Annotated in this window: 18 protein-coding genes; 8 read left to right on the forward strand and 10 right to left on the reverse strand. The window is 65.5% G+C overall.

Features of this window, described 5'->3' with window-relative positions; genetic code table 11:
- Positions 1-1,329 carry an HlyD family secretion protein gene (locus tag Q0030_RS22960; RefSeq protein ID WP_298371945.1) on the reverse strand — a complete coding sequence of 443 codons (1,329 nt, stop codon included), beginning with the start codon at positions 1,327-1,329 and terminating at the stop codon, positions 1-3.
- A gap of 188 nt (positions 1,330-1,517) precedes the next feature.
- Between Q0030_RS22960 and Q0030_RS22965 the strand changes: the two genes are divergently transcribed.
- From Q0030_RS22965 to Q0030_RS22980, 4 genes are all read left to right on the forward strand, one after another.
- Entirely contained in the window at positions 1,518-2,165 is a 648-nt protein-coding gene (locus Q0030_RS22965) for a TetR/AcrR family transcriptional regulator (RefSeq protein ID WP_298371946.1), read from the forward strand.
- Positions 2,166-2,303: 138 nt separating this feature from the next.
- Positions 2,304-3,374: a helix-turn-helix transcriptional regulator gene (locus Q0030_RS22970; protein WP_298371947.1), complete on the forward strand. Its 1,071-nt coding sequence runs from the start codon at positions 2,304-2,306 to the stop codon at positions 3,372-3,374.
- A gap of 134 nt (positions 3,375-3,508) precedes the next feature.
- Positions 3,509-4,351, forward strand: coding sequence for a GNAT family N-acetyltransferase (locus Q0030_RS22975; RefSeq protein ID WP_298371948.1), 843 nt, complete (start codon positions 3,509-3,511; stop codon positions 4,349-4,351).
- 162 nt (positions 4,352-4,513) lie between these two features.
- Positions 4,514-4,807, forward strand: a complete 294-nt coding sequence (locus Q0030_RS22980; protein WP_176529805.1) for a hypothetical protein — start codon at positions 4,514-4,516, stop codon at positions 4,805-4,807.
- Between the two features lie 78 nt (positions 4,808-4,885).
- Here Q0030_RS22980 and Q0030_RS22985 read toward each other — a convergent pair whose 3' ends face one another.
- From Q0030_RS22985 to Q0030_RS23000, 4 genes are all read right to left on the reverse strand, one after another.
- Positions 4,886-7,558 (reverse strand): alpha/beta hydrolase fold domain-containing protein, encoded by a 2,673-nt coding sequence (locus Q0030_RS22985; RefSeq protein WP_298371952.1) that lies wholly within the window; start codon positions 7,556-7,558, stop codon positions 4,886-4,888.
- Positions 7,559-7,994: 436 nt separating this feature from the next.
- Positions 7,995-8,699: an SDR family oxidoreductase gene (locus Q0030_RS22990; protein ID WP_298371954.1), complete on the reverse strand. Its 705-nt coding sequence runs from the start codon at positions 8,697-8,699 to the stop codon at positions 7,995-7,997.
- 78 nt (positions 8,700-8,777) lie between these two features.
- Entirely contained in the window at positions 8,778-9,098 is a 321-nt protein-coding gene (locus Q0030_RS22995) for a DoxX family protein (protein ID WP_298371956.1), read from the reverse strand.
- A gap of 1 nt (position 9,099) precedes the next feature.
- Positions 9,100-9,480 (reverse strand): DUF4267 domain-containing protein, encoded by a 381-nt coding sequence (locus Q0030_RS23000; protein WP_298371957.1) that lies wholly within the window; start codon positions 9,478-9,480, stop codon positions 9,100-9,102.
- Between the two features lie 122 nt (positions 9,481-9,602).
- Between Q0030_RS23000 and Q0030_RS23005 the strand changes: the two genes are divergently transcribed.
- The gene (locus Q0030_RS23005) at positions 9,603-10,193 is read left to right on the forward strand and encodes a TetR/AcrR family transcriptional regulator (protein ID WP_298371959.1); all 591 of its coding nucleotides are present in this window, start codon (positions 9,603-9,605) and stop codon (positions 10,191-10,193) included.
- Positions 10,194-10,244: 51 nt separating this feature from the next.
- Here the strand turns inward: Q0030_RS23005 and Q0030_RS23010 are convergent, their stop codons facing one another.
- From Q0030_RS23010 to Q0030_RS23030, 5 genes are all read right to left on the reverse strand, one after another.
- Positions 10,245-10,475: a hypothetical protein gene (locus Q0030_RS23010; RefSeq protein WP_298371961.1), complete on the reverse strand. Its 231-nt coding sequence runs from the start codon at positions 10,473-10,475 to the stop codon at positions 10,245-10,247.
- Between the two features lie 140 nt (positions 10,476-10,615).
- On the reverse strand, positions 10,616-10,999 hold the full coding sequence (locus Q0030_RS23015) for a response regulator (protein WP_092115949.1): 384 nt from the start codon (positions 10,997-10,999) through the stop codon (positions 10,616-10,618).
- A 111-nt stretch (positions 11,000-11,110) separates the two neighbouring features.
- A complete protein-coding gene (locus Q0030_RS23020; RefSeq protein WP_298371965.1) occupies positions 11,111-12,328 on the reverse strand; it encodes an extensin family protein in 1,218 nt (405 codons plus the stop codon).
- 790 nt (positions 12,329-13,118) lie between these two features.
- Entirely contained in the window at positions 13,119-13,331 is a 213-nt protein-coding gene (locus Q0030_RS23025; protein ID WP_298371967.1) for a hypothetical protein, read from the reverse strand.
- A 233-nt stretch (positions 13,332-13,564) separates the two neighbouring features.
- Positions 13,565-14,404 carry a DUF2147 domain-containing protein gene (locus tag Q0030_RS23030; RefSeq protein WP_298371969.1) on the reverse strand — a complete coding sequence of 280 codons (840 nt, stop codon included), beginning with the start codon at positions 14,402-14,404 and terminating at the stop codon, positions 13,565-13,567.
- Between the two features lie 180 nt (positions 14,405-14,584).
- Between Q0030_RS23030 and Q0030_RS23035 the strand changes: the two genes are divergently transcribed.
- From Q0030_RS23035 to Q0030_RS23045, 3 genes are all read left to right on the forward strand, one after another.
- Positions 14,585-15,355, forward strand: coding sequence for a DUF2147 domain-containing protein (locus tag Q0030_RS23035; protein ID WP_298371971.1), 771 nt, complete (start codon positions 14,585-14,587; stop codon positions 15,353-15,355).
- 220 nt (positions 15,356-15,575) lie between these two features.
- On the forward strand, positions 15,576-16,679 hold the full coding sequence (locus Q0030_RS23040; RefSeq protein WP_298371973.1) for a helix-turn-helix domain-containing protein: 1,104 nt from the start codon (positions 15,576-15,578) through the stop codon (positions 16,677-16,679).
- Between the two features lie 127 nt (positions 16,680-16,806).
- Positions 16,807-17,421 (forward strand): septation protein IspZ, encoded by a 615-nt coding sequence (locus Q0030_RS23045; protein WP_298371975.1) that lies wholly within the window; start codon positions 16,807-16,809, stop codon positions 17,419-17,421.

The raw sequence follows: 17,421 nt of genomic DNA on the forward strand, positions 1-17,421 counted from the left end.
TCACTGCGGATGGATCATCATCGGTGCGTCGAGGTCGGTATCGGCGTCGGCATCGGCCGCGCCCTCTCGCGTGTCGACGGTGGTGTAGACCGACATCCCGGCGCGCAGCATGCCCTGCTTGGCGACGCTATTCGGCACCCGGATGCGGACCGGCAGGCGCTGCACGATCTTGGTGAAGTTGCCGGTGGCGTTGTCGGGCGGCAGCAGCGTGAACACCGAGCCTGCCGCCGGCGAAATGCTGTCGACGATACCGGTGAACTTGCGGAAGCCGTAGGCGTCGACCTTGATCGTCACCCGCTGTCCGGTGCGGATGCGCTTGAGCTGGGTCTCTTTGTAGTTGGCGTCGATGAAGACGCCGTCGAGCGGCACCACATTGCCGAGCCGCTGGCCGACATTGATGTAGTCGCCGGTGTTGACCAGGCGGTTGGAGAAGGTGCCGTCGACCGGCGCGCGCACCTTCGTGAAATCGAGGTCGCGCTCGGCCCTGGCGAGCTGGGTCTGCAATTCGGCGAGCTGGGCGCGGGCCTCGGCCTGCTGCGCCTTGGTCACCTCGACATTGTCCTTGGCAGCATCATAGGCCGCCTGCGCCGAGCGCACCGCAGCCGCCCCCTGGTCGCGGCCGGCTTCGGACACTTCGAAGGTGGCGCGCGAGGCAAAACCCTTGGTGCTCAGCGCCTGCTGGCGATCGAAATCGAGATCCGCGCGCTTCAGGCCGGCCTGGGCGGACACCAGCTGCGCCTGCGCCTGCTCGACCGAACTCACCGCGGCCGCGACCTGGCGGCCGATGCGCTCGATCGTCGCCTGCTGCGTCCCGATCCTGGTGCGCGCGGCGTCGACCGCGATACGATAGTCGCCGTCATCGATCCGGAAGATCACATCGCCTGCCCGCACCAGCGCGTTGTCGCCAGGCAGGATCGCAGCGATATGGCCCGCGACGCGCGCACCGAGCATGGTGTTGTTGGCGCGGACATAGGCGTCGTCGGTCGAGACATAGAAGCGCCCGACCATCAGGTAGTAAGCGGCATAGCTCGCGGCGGCGAGCGCCAGCAGCCCGACCACGCCCATCATCACGAATTTGCGCTTGCCGGACTTCGGTGCCGCGGCGGCGGGCGACGCCGCCTTCTCGGGCGCAGAAGCGGGCGGTGCCTCGGCGGGACGCCTGTCACCGGGACCCTTTTCGACAGGCCCCCTGGCCTCGTCGGCCCTTTTAGCTTCGTCAGTTCTGGCCTGCTCGCCGAGATCGACGGATGCGTCGCGCGCCATCGCGTCCTCAGCCATCTCAGGCTCGGAACGAACAATGCGTGCAGCCTGATCCCGTGCTGCGGCCATAACCGAGGCTCCCCAGAAAAAACTCGACACGCGCATGGCGGAAGAACGGCCGTGCGGTGCATCGTCACTCCCACCAATACCATTGACCGAACGGTTCGGTCAATCTACATTCCCGCCGAGCGGATTATAAGGCTTCGATTCTTCCCGGACTGATTCCGGGTTGGGTTCTTTCGCGAGAAGCTAAATCAATGGTTGCAGCGTCCCCAAACCCCCTCCACCTCGTCGCCGGCGACGAGGAGTCCTCGAAGCGCCGCCAGATCCTGGACGGCGCCCGCAAGGTGTTCCTGGAGCTCGGCTTTGACGGCGCCAGCATGGGCGAGATCGCCCGCGCCGCCGCCGTCTCCAAGGGCACCCTGTACGTGTATTTCCCCGACAAGGCCGGGCTGTTCGCGGCGATCGTCGAGGAGGAAAAGCACGAGCAGGGCAAGGTCGCCTTCAACTTCGATCCGGCGCGCGACGTCGACACCACCCTCCCCGAATTCGGCCGCGCGTATGTCGCGGTGCTGTGTCGCCCCGGCGGCGGCTCGGCGATCCGCACCGTGATGGCGATCGCCGAGCGGATGCCCGAGCTCGGCAGCCGGTTCTACACCCATGTGATCGCCCACACCGTCGACCGCTTCGCGGCCTATCTCGAGGCGCGCGCCGCACTCGGCGAGCTGGTGATCGACGACTATCAGCTCGCGGCCTGGCAGTTCATGCAGATGTGCCAGGCGACGCTGTTCCAGGCGTTCATCTTCCAGGCCAATCCGTCGCCCTCGCCGGAGCGGATCGCTGATGTCGTCGACAGCGCGACGCGCGTGTTCTTCGCGGCATACCGGCCAAAGCAAGCGGATTGAACCCCGGCCGTCGCAAGACAGGCGCGTAACGATCCAATACGACTATTTCTTTTGGAAGGACCGCAACTTGGCGCTTGTCGCGCGACGCCACCTCGCGCGACAATTCCCAGCATGAACGGGGATATCGACCCAGATCGAATGTCCAGCGTAATGGCGCGGCTGGGGGACGCAGTGGTCGACCCGACGGCGTGGACCGACATCATGACGTCGATCTGCGAAGCGGTGGGTGCAACCGGCGCCGTGCTGCTGCAAAGCGACGTGCGGACCCCGGACGTGCCACGCACGGCGTCGACCGAAGAGATGGTGCAGCTCTACTTCGCACACAACTGGCATGAGCAGGATTCGCGCGCTCCAGGCATTCCGCGAGCAATGGCCGGCGAAGTGATCACCGATCAGGACTTGCTGACACCCGAGCAGATCCGGTCCGATCCGATGTACAATGAGGTGCTGTATCCGTTCGGCTTCAAATGGTTCGCCGGCATCGGCTTCTGGGCCGACAGCGCACCGTGGGTGCTGACGTTGCAGCGCACCGGAGAGGAAGGACTTTTCGATACACGCGAGACGCGGCTGCTGGCGCAGCTGGGGCCGCGCCTGACGGAGACAGCGACACTGTCGACTGTGGTCGGCCGCATCGCGCTCTCCTCCATGACCGGCATTCTCGACCGGGTGCGGCAGCCGGCCGTCGTACTCGACCGCGCAGGCCTTGTGATCGATCGCAACGCAGCCGCCGATGCCGGCTTCGATGCGGACATCAGGATCAGGGATCGCCGGCTGATCGTGCGCGACAGGGCGGCACAGGCGCGGCTTGATCAAGTCGTCGATCTGATCCGCGCCGCACCCGAGCGCGCGGCGCTGCCAATCGAGCCGATCCTGATCCGCCGTACGCAAAAGGGGCCGGTGGTTTTGCGCGTGTTGCCGATCGACGGTGCGGCACGCAACGTCTTCCTCGGCGCACGGGCGATGCTGGTCTTCGTCAATTTGACGCCACACGCGATGCCCGAGCCTGGCTTGATCGCCCAAGCATTCGACCTCACGCCGGCAGAGGCGCGGCTGGTGGCGCTGCTCGCGGGCGGCCTCTCGATCGCCGACGCTGCCGAACGGCTCGGAATCGTTCGTGACACGGCACGCAACCAGTTGAAGTCGGCCTTCGCCAAAACCGGCACGCACCGCCAGCCCGAACTGGTCAGCCTCGTCCTTCGTATCGCCTGAGCATGGCGCCGCACCGGCGCGGTCCCTGCGGCCTCCTCAGCTTGACGGACCCACACTCTTTAGGCCCCCAAGGGGGATTGTTCTCCCGCCGTCGATGTGCACGATCAATAACCGGCGCGAAGAGATCATCGGCCATGAACGAGATCATCATACGCACGATGCAGCCCGACGAAATCGCGCTGGCGGTGGACTGGGCCGCGGCGGAGGGATGGAATCCCGGTCTCGCCGATGCGCCCTGCTTTGCCGCCGAAGATCCGCAGGGATTCTTGATCGGCGAGCTCGACGGAGAGCCGGCCGCGGTGATCTCCTGCGTCAATTACGGCACGCGTTTCTCTTTCCTCGGCTTCTACATCGTGCGCCCGGATCTGCGCGGCCGCGGCTATGGTCTGAAGATCTGGAACGCGGCCATCGCGCATGCGCATCCGCGCGTGATCGGGCTCGATGGCGTGGTGGCGCAGCAGGCGAACTACCAAAAGTCCGGCTTCGCGCTCGCTTACGCCAATGTGCGCTACGGCGGCACGGTCACCGTACCGTCCGCGCCGAACGCCGGTATCGTCGCGCTGACCGAGGTGCCTATGGCGCTGGTCGAGACCGATGACGCCACGGTGTTTCCCGCACCGCGTCCGGCCTTCCTGCGTGCCTGGATCAACACATCAGGGCATGTCGGACGCGCGCTGATGCGCGACGGCCGGCTGGCCGGCTGGGGTGTGATCCGTCCATGCCGCACCGGCCGCAAGATCGGTCCGCTCGTCGCCGACGACCGCGCCGCCGCTGAGTCCATTCTTTCGGCATTGCTCGCCAGCGCAGGCAGCGGCGACATCTTCCTCGATGTTCCCGCGGTCAACCGCGACGCCGTGGCGCTGGCGCAAGGCCTCGGGCTGTCGCCGGTGTTCGAGACCGCGCGGATGTATACCGGCGCGATCCCGCCATTGCGGATCGATCGCGTGTTCGGCGTCACGACATTCGAGCTCGGCTAGACGAGCCCATGCGTTCAAATGCCGCACGGCCGCGGACGCGGCTCCTGTGAAGCCACTCATAACGCGATTATTCAACAGGGAAATACACTTCTGGTTGAGCGAAAGAGCCAGTTCGGCGCACTTCCGCGCGCTGCGCTCGTCCGCAACAGAAGGAGGTGTCGCATGGCGTTCCTGTTTTTCAATTTCCGCAGCATGGGCCTCAGCGAGGCGCTCGCCAATGTCGGCGAGCTCAAGGGCGTCGTCGCCAACACGCTGAAGCAGAACGGCTTCACCGATGTCGTCAATACCCAGTCAGAGGTCGCCGGCAACAAGAACGGCGTTCGCGTGTCCATCCTGCATCTGCACAATGTCGATCGGCAGTTCTGGCAGGTGTTCATGGCCGGCGGCGATAGCGCGGCCACCAAGCAGACGCTCGACGACGTCGTGAACAAGGTGGAGCACCTCGCCTTCCTCTAGAGCTTCCGGCTCCGATTGAACTGGAGCTGCGGAGTCGTGCGAAATCCCCGCGGGCAGGCCGCGGGGATTTGCGCTCCCCTAGTTCGCCGCGGCGTTGACCTTCGGCGCGGCGACGTTGTCCTGCTCCAGCTCCTCGGGCAGTCCGGCGAAACGCCTTAGCGCCTTCGCCATCTTCACGCGGCCACTGACGCCGGTGATGATGACGTCGACCATCACGAACGACGAGTGGAAGTGGCCATTCCCCTTGAGCTGCTCGACCTTGACGCCGACTTTCGCGAGCGCGTCGCCATAGGCATTGCCCTCGTCGCGCAGCGGATCGAACTCCGCAGTCGCAATGAACGCCGGCGGCAGGCCTTCGAGCTTGCCGCGCAACGGCGCGACGCGCGGATCGGTGCGGTCGGCCGGCGAGCAGTACAGGTCCCAGAACCAGAACATCAGCCCACGGGTCAGGAAGTAGCCGGCCGCGTTGTCGACGTAGGACGGCCGGTCGAACGAGGAGTCGGTGACCGGGCAGATCAACAGCTGGCCTGCGATCTCGGGCCCGCCGCGATCGCGCGCGAGCTGACAGGTGACGGCTGCGATGTTGCCGCCGGCGCTCCAGCCCGCGACCAGCACCGGCCCTGCCCTGCCGCCGAGCTCGGCGGTGTGGGCTGCGATCCAGCGCGTCGCCGCAAAGCCGTCCTCGGCGGCAGCCGGGAAGCGATGCTCGGGCGCGTGGCGATAGCCGACGCTGACGATGATCATGCCGGTGCGCCGGCACAGATCGCGGCAGAACGGATCGTCGGACAGTTCGTCGCCGAGCACCCAGCCGCCGCCGTGGAAATACACCACGATCGGATGCGGCCCCGGCGTCGCCGGCCGGTAGAGCTTGTACGGCAGCGGACCGTCAGCGCCCTGCAGCATACCGGTGCCGACCTCGCCGACCGGGCGGCCGGCAGGACGGCCCTTGTTGAACTCGTTGAGGAAGTCGCGCGCGCCCTGCGCCCCCATCGTCTCGATCGGCGGCAGATTCATCTCGCCGAGCATATTGAGCACCAGCCGCACATCCGGCTGCAAACGCACCACCTCGCCGTCATTGCACTGCTCGGCAACTCCGGGACCGGAGAGCTTGAAGCCGAGCATGCCGCGCCCGACGACCTCGTTGCAGATGCTGCGATACGGACCGACGCCGCCGGTATAGGGCATCACGCCCTGTGGCTTGCCGGGCACGTTGGCGCCCGTGTACCAGGTGTTGGCGAGCCGGTGCAGCGTCAGCGTCGCGCAATCGGCCATGTGCCGCTCCCAGCCGGCCTGCGCGGTCTCGGTTGCTTCCATCGTGGTGAAGCCGGCATCGCGCAGCGCGGCGATACGATCGACCACCCAGTCGACATGCTGCTCGATCGACACCGCCATGTTCGACAGCACCGACGGGCTGCCGGGACCGGTGATCATGAACAGATTGGGAAAGCCTGCGACGGTGACGCCGAGATAGGTCTGCGGTCCGTGCGCCCAGACATCCGACAGCGACTTGCCGCCGCGGCCGGAGATCGGATGCACCGCCATGATCGCGCCGGTCATCGCGTCGAAGCCGGTGGCGAACACGATGACATCGACATCGAAGCTGCGCTTGTCGGTCGAGATGCCGCCGGCGGTGATCGCCTTGATCGGTTCCTGCCGCAGATTCACCAGCGTGACGTTCGGACGGTTGTAGGTTGCATAGTAGTTGGTATCGAGGCAGGGACGCTTGGCGCCGAACGGATGATCGTGCGGGGCGAGCGCCGCCACCGTCTCCGGATCTTTGACGACGGCACCGATCTTCTCGCGGATCAGATCGGCGACCAGTCTGTTGCCGTCGACATCGACCGCCTGATCGGCCCAGAGCTGGGTCAGGATGTGGACGAGGTCGCCCGCCGCCCACGCCTTCTCGAACCGCTCGCGGCGCTCGGCGTCGCTCAATTGCCAGCTCACCACGGTCTGCTGCGGATACGGCACGCCGGCCATCGACCAGCGCGCCTGCTCGCGATAGGCCGCACGGTCGGTCTCGAAGAAGGTCTTGCGATCCTCCGGCGCCGGGCCATTGCCCGCGGGCAATGCGAAATTCGGCGTGCGCTGGAACACGGTGAGTTGCGCGGCCTGTTCGGCGATCAGCGGGATCGACTGAATGCCCGACGATCCGGTGCCGATCACGGCAACGCGCTTGCCCTTCAGGTCGACGCCCTGATGCGGCCAGCGGCCGGTGAAATAGATCTCGCCCTTGAAGTCCTTGACGCCGTCGATCTCCGGCGGCTTCGGCGACGACAGGCAGCCGGTCGCCATGATGTAGTAGCGGCACGAGACATTGGCGCCGTTGTTGGTCGCAATCTGCCAGCGCGCGGTGGCGTCATTCCACGTCGCCTGCGTGACCTTGGTGCCGAAGCGGATATCGCGGCGCAGATCGTAGCGGTCGGCGACAAAGCCGAGATAGCGCAGGATTTCCGGCTGGGTCGCGTATTTCTCCGACCAGGTCCACGCCTGATCGAGCTCGGGATCGAAGGTGTAGCTGTAATCGATGGTCTGGATATCGCAGCGCGCGCCGGGATACCGGTTCCAGTACCAGGTGCCGCCGACGTCGGCGCCCTCTTCAAGCGCAACCGCCGAGAAGCCCGCCTTGCGCAGCCGATGCAGCAGATAGAGACCGGCGAAACCGGCGCCGACGACCGCGACGTCGACTTGTTGCGTGGTCTCGCTGTGCGTGGAGTCCGAAGCGCGTGCTGCAACTGCTGCGTCTGGCATGCCATTCCTCCCGTATGTTTTGATTTGACGGAAGGCTAGCGCTGCGCTTTCAGTTTGTCATCACGACAAACGCAATCTGTGGTCGCCGCAATTGTGACGCGTGCAGCCTGGAACGCGACGCGCAGCGCGTAGACGCAAGTGCGTCGGGCGTTGCGACAAGGCCGCGTCAGCGCTCGAAGCTAGACCGTCGTCCCATAGGCGTACGAACGCCGCCACACTCTTCAATGTCGTCCCGGCCGAGTGCGCGCTTGCGCACGGAGCCGGGACCCATAACCACCGATGGTCATTGTTGTGCGTCGGTGGAACGACGAGCCCCTTCCACAACATTCGCCGCGGAGTATGGGTCCCGGCTTTCGCCGGGACGACGGCGAATATTTGGTGCCGTTTGTGAGTCATAAGCTCACTTGCCTTGAGGATGACGGGCTTACTGGTCGTTTCAAACCGACCGCATCAAACCGCCATCGACACGGATGTTCTGTCCGGTGATGTAGCCCGCACCGTCGGAGACGAGGAACGCGATCGTCGCGGCGATCTCCTCCGCCTTGCCGTAGCGCTTCATCGGCACGCTGTCGCGGCGCGCGTCGGTTGCCGGCAGGCTGTCGATCCAGCCCGGCAGCACATTGTTCATGCGGACGTTGTCGGCGGCGTAGCTGTCGGTGAACAATTTCGTGAACGCGGCGAGCCCGGCGCGGAACACCGCGGAGGTCGGAAACATCGCGCTCGGCTCGAATGCCCAGGCGGTGGAGATGTTGACGATCGCCCCCGATTTCTGCGCCTGCATGTGAGGTGCGACGAGACGTGTCGGGCGGATCACGTTCATCAGATAGACATCGAGACCGGTGTGCCACTGCTCGTCGGTCAGTTCCAGCACGCCCGCGCGCGGGCCGTGGCCGGCGCTGTTGACCAGCGCATCGATGCGGCCCCAGCGCGCCATCACGCCGTCGACGGCGCGCTTCAGATCATCGTTGGAACGGTTCGAGCCGGTGAAGCCGACGCCGCCGAGCTCGGCCGCCAGCGCCTCGCCCTTGCCCGACGACGACAGGATCGCAACGCGAAATCCATCTGCGGCAAGCCGCCGCGCCGCCGCCGCTCCCATGCCGCTGCCGCCTGCGGTGACGAGTGCGACCTTCTCTGCTGTCATGATCGAGATTCCATTGATGACGAACCTGACGCAAGGTCTATCATCAGGGATCGCGCCGCGCGACACCCCGGGCGGCGCTCAGGACGAGGTCGCGGCAAGTGCGATCAAGACGACGAAGACGCCAAGTGGCACAAGATGAGAAAAATCACTGTGGCGCAGAGCGGTCAAAACCGCGGCCGCAATGATGGCCGCCCCAAGCACGAGGCCAACAACCCGACTGGCGGGAATTGCAATCAGAACAGCGCTTATCAGTTCCAGTCCACCGGTCAAAATGCCCCACCAGCGCGGGTAGCCCCACCGAGCGAAATCGCTTTGCGTCGCTGACGTGCTGATCGCGTTGAAGAGGCCCGCGCCAAAGAAACCGGCAGCGAGCAGCCAGATTGAGAGAGCATGCATCATCTCAGGGCACTCCAATGATCAGGGGCATCGCTGCAAGGACCATGATCACCGCCGTGAGACCGTGCATGCCGAAGGCGCTCTTGGTCGAGCCTTTCGCTGCAAGAATGAGCAGCATGTCCCCTATGGGGATGATGGCTTCAACCAGCAGGATGATGCCGACCTCGCGCGGCGCGCCGAACACCATGAACGCCAATACGGCCAATCCCGCCACAATGTCGCGCACCCCCTTGAGGCGAAGCCACCAGACGATGTTGGGGCCATTTTCAGGAAGCGGCAGGCCGAAACTGCGTGTCGCGGTTGTCGGGCTCGCGAGATAGCTGGTGCCGATCGCGATAATTCCCAAGGCCAGGAGCAATCCCGTTCCGAGTGCAAACCAATGCATCACACCGTCCCTACCTAGCTTTAGAACAATATCTAGCAATGCTAGATATATAGCAACGCTAGATTTTCAAGCGCAGGTATGATATTGATATATTTGGACCTTCCGGTCCGGGAGATCGACGATTGGGTACGGCTGAGCGAAAAGCCAGGGACCGGGCTGCGCGCGAGCATCGCATTGTCGCGGCAGCGCGGGCGATCGCAGAGCGCGAAGGATGGGATGGCGTTACGGTCCGCCGTCTCGCCGACGAGATCGAATATAGCCAGCCCGTCCTCTACTCACATTTCAAGAACCGGGATGCGATTGTTGCGGCAGTTGCCGTCGAGGGCTTCAAGGAACTCACGGTCGCACTACGCGAAGCAGCGAGCGGATCGACAGGACGAAACGCCCTCAAGAATGTCGCCTTGGCCTATCTCGCCTTTGCGCTGGATCGTCCCGCGCTTTACGACGCCATGTTTGTGCTGCCAACGGATTTGCGGTTCGCCGAAGCTGGCACCAGACCCGAACTGCGGGCCGGTTTCGAAGCACTCGCGGCGGTCGTCGCGCCGTTTTGCGTCGAGGTAGCTGATGTGACGGAGACTTTTTGGGCAGCCCTCCATGGGCTCGCTGCACTCGAACGTTCAGGCCGAATTAGGCCCAGGATGCGCGGCGAACGCATAGCGCTTATTGTCCGGGCGATCGTCGTTTCCGGAAACAGCGCGCGTGCTCGCGGCTGAGATCGTTCACTTCAACGACTGGTTCGGCGCATCGAGACCATGGCTGCCCGCTTATGAGTCTACACGCTCGTCTGCCGCAATGTCGCACGACTTCCGGAACACCTGCTTCGAACAGGCGTCGAACCTCGCCACCGGCCGGTCCATCTGCCACAGTTCGATATCATGACGGTCGACAAGACGGCTGGCCGATGTGACGGCTGCATCGTCATCGCTGCAATCCATGTTGACCACGCCGATGGATCGGCTGTGCGGTCCGACGATATAGGCGCGATAGGTCGTCATCTTCGTTCTCCGGCTGTTGCGGCGAAGATGAGCGCGAGGGCGTATGAATTCGAGAAGAACCGCGACGAGAACTTATAAAGACGGAATAAGCGCCTGCCGCGAACAGCCCACCAGGCGCGGCAGGCGGCTCGAGACCGCCGTCAGGCCGGCGCGCCGTTCTTGAGCAGCTTCGCCACAGCCGCAACCAGCTCATCGGGCGAGAACGGCTTGTTCAGCAGCACGCTGTCCGGCACGCCCCGGGTCGGCCACTCGTCGCCGCCGCCGCCGGTGATGTAGAGCACCGGGAAAGACGGATCGATCTCGCGGGCACCGCGTGCCACCCGCCAGCCGTCGAGCCGGCCAAGCAGGCGGATGTCGGTGACCAGCGCGCTGTATTTGGTGCGGAACGCCTTCAGCAGCGTCAGGGCTTCCTCACCCGAGCCCGCGATCGCCGGCTCATAGCCGCCGTCCCTCAGGGCGTCCTCTACCATCATCTGAAGATCACGATCGTCTTCGATGACGAGAATGATCGGCACGTCTTGCAAAGCTATCCCCCGGAAATCAGCCGGGTGCACCCGGCTCAGCGAGCATATGCAGCAAATAGTGGCTACCGTTTGCACGGCACCCCCAGTAAAAATACGGGTATCAGACGCGTCCTATTCGTCGGCGAATTCGTCTTCTTCGTTGACCCCCGCCTTACCCCGCGGGGCCGGCTTTCTGCCGCCGAGCGATCCTGTGACATAAGGTTCGCGCGCTGCATAGGGGCTACGGCCGCCGGCACGCGCCGCGACCTCTTCGCCGGAGACGGCAGCGGGCTGGCAGATCAGGCGCCGGCTGGCCCGGCGCATCAGATCCACATGGATGTGGTCGTAGTGATAGACGTTAGAGCCTGGCGCCAGCACCGTGGTGAATTGCTGGCAGGCGGCCGCCTGGACATCGCGCAGGAAGCCCTGCTCCTCCGGCAGGCCCTTCCAGCCATCCTTCACCGAGATGCGTCGGCCATCGGCGAGCGTGAAGGCCGCGATATCGAGCGCATTGCCGAAGGCATGCTCGGAAATATGCGCGTGCGAATTGCCGTTCATGCCGCGGCAGGAATAAGCCGAGATCTGCTTGATCTCGACGACGCGCGCGCCGAACCAGCGCTGCGCCGCCGGCTGCACGGAATCGGCGAGCCAGCGCTCCAGCACCGAGACGATCGGACACGCGAGCGTTGCGGCAGGCTTCACTGCGACCGGGCCGACCGCCATCACCGGGTTGCCGTTCGACGGGCCGAGCCGCGGCGGCGGCGCCGCGCCGGATGGCTGCTGGGAATAAGGCGCAGGTGAATAAGGCGCGGCCGCGCCCTCGCGCTGCCGATTGCCGGGCAAGCCCGGATAATAAGCTCGCTCGCCGCTGGCATCTGGCGAGCCCTCCGGCGGCAACTCGATCTCGCCCTGCTGCGGCGGAACGCCGGGCGCCGACAGCGACACCGGTCCGTTCGGCTGGCTGCCATAGCTCGGCTGGCCGACAGCCTGTTCGGAGTACGGCGCCTGCGACGGCGGCGGGCTCGGCTGACGATTGATCGGCCAACGCGGCTGGTTGCCGACCGACGCCGGTGGACGCAGGCTGTCGTCGGCAAATCCGTAAGCTGAACTGGCTTCGCCGAGCGCGGCGACCTTGAGCGGAAACTCGGCGCCACAGACACCGGGGCCGGAGATCGGATCGATGCGGACGAGGTCCGGGCCTTCCTTGACCGCGCCGGATTTCAGGCAAGCGGCCTCGGCCTCGGCCCGCCACGGTTCGCGCTCGGCAGTCTGGAACAGACCGCGACCGCAACCAGCAAGCGACACAAGGACAAGGGAGCCGACGAGATACAAACGAACTCCACGCGTCATGGCGCGGAGGTTCTGCGAATTTGATTAAAGACTCTTCAACGCATTTCGACTGTTTGATTTCAGCCGTCTTTAACCATGCGGTGGAACCCGGCACGGCAACCCGCGCGATCGCATCGATCTCGTTGTGTCAACAGCCGCCGCGAATGCTCTGCATCACGACGCAACGGGGCGAGGTGATCGCCACCGCGCCGTTTGATCGCGAATGCATTGGGTTCGACATCCTGTGTCCGGCATCATCATTCACCTTTAGATTGCTTTTGACGACATTACAATCTTGCTGAAATCAGACAGACGGTATCCGAGACGGGTGGCCCGTACCCAACCGGCAAAGCCACGGAATATATTTGCAGGCGCTTCAACGCCTTGATTCGGCGCCTGTTTGAGCCACGCATCGCAATGCGGCATCACGGGGGAACCTCGAGCTTGGCAGCAAGGCTGACTTTTTCGGCCGGGAACCACTTGCTAGTTTTTGCGTTAATGCGGGTAGCGATGTGAACCAAGGGAGCGTCCAATGGATTTCGCGAGTCCTCTGCTGAGCAAGCTGAGCATTGTGGCCGCGTACATCGCGTTCGCCTTCGTCGGCGCCATCATCCTCGGCCTGTTCTAAAGCATTCGACCAGGTCATCAGTTCAGCGCCCGGCGGCCGCCCTCGCCGGGCGCTTTGCATTTTCAAACGCTCGGCGCCCGACTCTATCCACGTCATTGCGAGGAGCGACAACGACGAAGCAATCCATACATCCGCATGCAGAACAGTGGATTGCTTCGCTTCGCTCGCAATGACGGAGACATCTCAAAAATTTGTGCAACTCGATCCGGTGATGCCGCCGATCGTGAAACCGTGGCAGACGAGGCCGGCATTGTCGGGGTCGGGATAGCCGTCGTCGCGCCGGCGCGGCTCGCGGATGGCGTGGCTGAAGCGCCAGCCGCGGGCGCGCATGCAGCTCTTGTATTGCCGCGACGTCGGCGTGCCGTTCTGCGGCGCGCCGAACTCTGCATCGCACACTGCGGCGTCGCCATGCAGCGCGTCGTCGCCGCGCTTCTGTTTTCGACATGTTGGTGTAGATGTCGTTGTCGGCATGGGCGGCGGCGACACTGCCGGCGAGCAGCAGCGCGACCAGGCTCAGGCGTTTCATGTTTGCCTCCATCGCTTGCGACGACAGTGTTGACCTCTATCGGTCGCCCGGGAGGCAGCAAACGGTTCGACGGCATCCGGTTACAAATTGGACAGCTGCGCGTTCAGGAGCGCGGCTCACCCCGGAGTTGCCCCTGCGTGATCACGCGCTGCCGTGCGCGCGAGACGCGAACCCAGTCGGCACTGGTGCAGTAGACGCGGCCGAGCGCGCAGGACAAGACCCGCAGTCTGTCGGCCCCCTTCAACTCGATCGTGCCGTAACGGATGGTGCCGCTGCCCTGGCTGGTGACGCCGCCATCCCAGCGCGCGTCCTGCTTCGGCTTCATGTTGATCAGCACCGCTTCGCCGAGATCGCGCGTGGTCCTGTCGAGCGCATAGCCGCACAACGCCATGCCGCAGAGCCGGATGCGCACCAAATTATTGGCTTCGGTCTGCCAGTCGCCGATCGGACCGTCGTCCGCCTCGTCGGTCTCGCGCGAGACGCGCATCACCGGCGGCGCCGGACGCGCAGGCGCTGCGGGTACCGCAGCCGGCGGCGGCGGCGGAGCTGCGACGACCGGCGGTGGCTGGGGCGTCATCACCCGCGGCGGCGACGGTGCTGACGGTGGCGGAGCGGCAACGGGCGCGACTGGGACGGGCTTGTACACGATGATCGGCGGCGGCGCGGCAGGTGCTGCCGGCGCGGGCGCAGGCAGCGCGCTGGCGGCCGGCGTGGCCGGGATCGCAGGCGTCGCCGCGGGCGCGGGCACCGGCTTGATCGCGCGGCCGTTGTCAGCGCCGTCGTCGCGCCTGGGGCCGCCCGAGACCGAGACGCAGGACAGCGAGCGGCAGCGCGTCGAATCCAGATGGACGCGGTGGCCGCCAATCGAGAACGTGATGCCCTCACCGGCATGGGCGAAGGGCGTGAACAGCATCAGCGCGACGAGCAGGCAGAAGCGCTTCATCGAAGCCTCCAAAACATCCGATGACGCTAGGGGCTCCGTGCTCGCGGCGCAGTGATCTCGGTCACCGTGGCGAGCCATTCGGCTCTGCCCGCAACGTGATGCACATCACGGAAGCGGGAGCCGATCGCGCGTAGCGTCCGCACCAATCGCCGCCCCCCGCTCAAAGCCATGGAGACCAAGATGAAGAAGCTCGTTGCGATCGCCGCGCTGCTGATGGCCACCACATCAGCGCATGCCGGCGGCACCGGCATCACCTTCCAGATCGACGGCCAGCGCATCCATGTCGAGGCGCCGCGCAATTGCAGCGCGCTGTCCTGCATCCGCATCTCGGCGCCCGGCTACAACGGCACGATCGGCGGCATCAGCAAGACTCTCGGCTCGAAGTCCGACGACGATGACGATGTCGCCTCGTCGACGAGCTCGCCGCCACCCGCGCCACCGCCGGCGCCCGCACCCGCGCCGGTTCAGGCCGCCGCGCCGCAGCCGGCTGCGCCGGCCGCTGCCGCGGTCCCGCCACCCGCTCCTCCCGCTGCATCGACGACGGTTGCCACCGCGGCCCCCCCGCCGGTCGACCACCCCGCGCCCGTTGCGCCTGCACCAGCCCCGGTCGCCGCACAGCCAGCGCCGCAGCCGCAAGCCGCTCCTGTTGCCGCCGCGCCGGCACCGGCGACCGGACCGATCGGCGTTTGGGCCACCGAGGAGAACAAGGGCAATGTCCGCGTCGAAGCCTGCGGCACCAATCTGTGCGGCTACTCCGAGAAGACCAACGAACGCATCCTGATCAACATGAAGCCCGACGGCAGCAAGTGGAGCGGCCGCATCCACGATCCCGACTCCGGCCGCAACTACGACTCGACGATCGCGATGAAGGGCCCGAATGCGATGCGCGTGCAAGGCTGCGCCTTCGGCGGCATGTTCTGCGGCGGCCAGACCTGGAAGCGGGTCAGCTAGGACGCGAGCTCCGAGATCCGCCTGAATAAATCACCTCCGTCATGGCCGGGCTTGTCCCGGCCATCCACGTCTTTCCCGCTGAATCAAATTAAAGGCGTGGATGCCCGGCACAAGGCCGGGCATGACGAGACGATTGAAGGTGCCCAGCTTCATGTCGATCGCCGGACGCGCTATAAGCGCAGCCGTGTCGAGGTTGAATCGAACCTGCGGGCGGCTTGCGATGGCGATGACGGCTCTTGAACTCGGTCTCCGGGGCGCGGTGGTTGCGCTGTTCCTGGTGGTTTGCGCGGTGCTGCTGCTGCGCTACGCGGCGGTGCATCGCGCCGCGCATCTCGGTGCCGCGATGGGCGTTGCCGGCGCGGCCTACGCGATTTCGACGGCACCATTCTTTCCCGCATCGTCATTCGGCTGGAGCTCTCCGTTCGTCGCCTTCGCGATGGGCTCGCCGGTGATCTTCTGGCTGTGGGCGCGCGCGATGTTCGACGAGCGGTTTACGCTGCGGCCCTGGCACGCGGCGGTGTGGACGCTGCTCGCCGGCCTTGGCGTTGTGAGTCACAATTGCTGGACCATCTTGCCCGATCTCGCCGGGCGGTGCGGCCGCGCCCTGGCGCTGGCGACGATCGCCTTCGCCCTGCTCGGGATCGCGCAGATTCCGAAGGGATGGCGCACCGCCGTGACAACGGCACGCGGCCGGATCCGGATCGCGCTGCTGATCGGCATCGGCCTTCAGATGATGTTCGCCGCCGCGGCCGGGCTCGCCGCGATTCCGACCCGCTCCATCAGCCTCAGCGCCGCACTCGCGCTTGCCGCATTCGCGCTGATCGCGATCTGGATGATGCTGTTCGATCCGCCCGAGAGCCAGCCGGCGGTTGCCGGCGGCGGAAGGGGCCAGTCCGCGCCGGTCGCGCGTTCGCTCGCGAATGCCGGGCCGCCTGCCGCCAGCCAGGCCGCGCTCAATCATCTCAAGCACCTGATGGCGACCGAGCGGACCTACCGGCAGGAGGGGCTGACCATCGGCGTACTGGCGGTCAAGCTCGGCATGCCGGAATACCGGCTGCGGACGCTGATCAATGACGGGCTCGGCCACCGCAACTTCAATGCCTTCCTCAACCGCTACCGGCCCGACGAGGCCAAGGCGGCGCTCGCCGATGCCGGCCAGGCCGAGGTGCCGGTGCTGACGATTGCGCTCGATGCCGGATTCCAGTCGCTGGCGCCGTTCAACCGCGCCTTCAAGGCGGACACCGGGCTGGCGCCGACCGAGTTTCGGCGCCGGGCGACAGCCGCGCAAACCACGGACACCGCAGAAATCGCCCGGCCGGGGTGAGAATTCACTCCTCGATTTCAGAAATCGATAGGCTTGCGGTCCCACAATCTGCCTTTGCTGTGCCGGCACAGGCGCGGATTGCGTCACGGCGTGACATGACAACGTGGCAAGCGGAGTTCGAGGGCCGATGAAGCACTTTTTTACCGCGGCAAGGCTGCTCGCCCTCGACCTGGCGTCGACCCTTGTCTTTCTTGTTCTGTTCCTGCTGACGCACAACACCGCGCTTTCGGTCGGTATCGGCATCGCGTTCGGTGTCACGCAGATCGGCATCCAGATGGTGCGCCGGAGGCGGATCGACACCATGGAATGGCTGAGCCTGTTCCTGGTGGTCACCGCCGGCACCGCGACATTACTCACGAATGACCCGCGCTTCGTGCTGTTCAAGCCGAGCGTGATCTACGCCATCGTCGGCGTCGTGATGCTCAAGCCCGGCTGGCTCAACCGCTATCTGCCCGAGATCGCGCAGACCGTCGTGCCCGATGTCGCCGTCAAGGTCGGCTACGTCTGGTCGGGGTTGATGTTCGTCTCCGCCGCCGTGAACGCCTTCGTCGCGCTGACCTGTGAGATCACGACATGGGCCGTCGTGATGCCGATCTTCGGCATCGTCAGCAAGATCGTGGTGTTCCTCGGCGGCTTTGCCGCGATCCGCTTCACCGCCAGGCGCCGCATCCGCGCCATGCCCGAGGCCCAGCGCGAGGCCGTGCTCGCGCTCGAGGGGGCTCCGGCGACGGCGACACCGTAA

The sequence above is a fragment of the uncultured Bradyrhizobium sp. genome (assembly GCF_947648125.1).
In the GTDB taxonomy this organism is placed as follows: Bacteria; Pseudomonadota; Alphaproteobacteria; order Rhizobiales; family Xanthobacteraceae; genus Bradyrhizobium.

Excerpts from the sequence above, each read along its gene's own strand:
- Q0030_RS23030 (WP_298371969.1), bottom strand. The coding sequence starts at position 14,404 with ATGAAGCGCTTCTGCCTGCTCGTCGCGCTGATGCTGTTCACGCCCTTC.
- Q0030_RS22960 (WP_298371945.1), bottom strand. The coding sequence starts at position 1,329 with ATGGCCGCAGCACGGGATCAGGCTGCACGCATTGTTCGTTCCGAGCCT.
- Q0030_RS22985 (WP_298371952.1), bottom strand. The coding sequence starts at position 7,558 with ATGCCAGACGCAGCAGTTGCAGCACGCGCTTCGGACTCCACGCACAGC.
- Q0030_RS23010 (WP_298371961.1), bottom strand. The coding sequence starts at position 10,475 with ATGACGACCTATCGCGCCTATATCGTCGGACCGCACAGCCGATCCATC.
- Q0030_RS23000 (WP_298371957.1), bottom strand. The coding sequence starts at position 9,480 with ATGCATTGGTTTGCACTCGGAACGGGATTGCTCCTGGCCTTGGGAATT.
- Q0030_RS22975 (WP_298371948.1), top strand. The coding sequence starts at position 3,509 with ATGAACGAGATCATCATACGCACGATGCAGCCCGACGAAATCGCGCTG.
- Q0030_RS22970 (WP_298371947.1), top strand. The coding sequence starts at position 2,304 with ATGTCCAGCGTAATGGCGCGGCTGGGGGACGCAGTGGTCGACCCGACG.
- Q0030_RS23035 (WP_298371971.1), top strand. The coding sequence starts at position 14,585 with ATGAAGAAGCTCGTTGCGATCGCCGCGCTGCTGATGGCCACCACATCA.
- Q0030_RS22995 (WP_298371956.1), bottom strand. The coding sequence starts at position 9,098 with ATGATGCATGCTCTCTCAATCTGGCTGCTCGCTGCCGGTTTCTTTGGC.
- Q0030_RS23045 (WP_298371975.1), top strand. The coding sequence starts at position 16,807 with ATGAAGCACTTTTTTACCGCGGCAAGGCTGCTCGCCCTCGACCTGGCG.
- Q0030_RS23020 (WP_298371965.1), bottom strand. The coding sequence starts at position 12,328 with ATGACGCGTGGAGTTCGTTTGTATCTCGTCGGCTCCCTTGTCCTTGTG.
- Q0030_RS22990 (WP_298371954.1), bottom strand. The coding sequence starts at position 8,699 with ATGACAGCAGAGAAGGTCGCACTCGTCACCGCAGGCGGCAGCGGCATG.
- Q0030_RS23040 (WP_298371973.1), top strand. The coding sequence starts at position 15,576 with ATGGCGATGACGGCTCTTGAACTCGGTCTCCGGGGCGCGGTGGTTGCG.
- Q0030_RS22980 (WP_176529805.1), top strand. The coding sequence starts at position 4,514 with ATGGCGTTCCTGTTTTTCAATTTCCGCAGCATGGGCCTCAGCGAGGCG.
- Q0030_RS22965 (WP_298371946.1), top strand. The coding sequence starts at position 1,518 with ATGGTTGCAGCGTCCCCAAACCCCCTCCACCTCGTCGCCGGCGACGAG.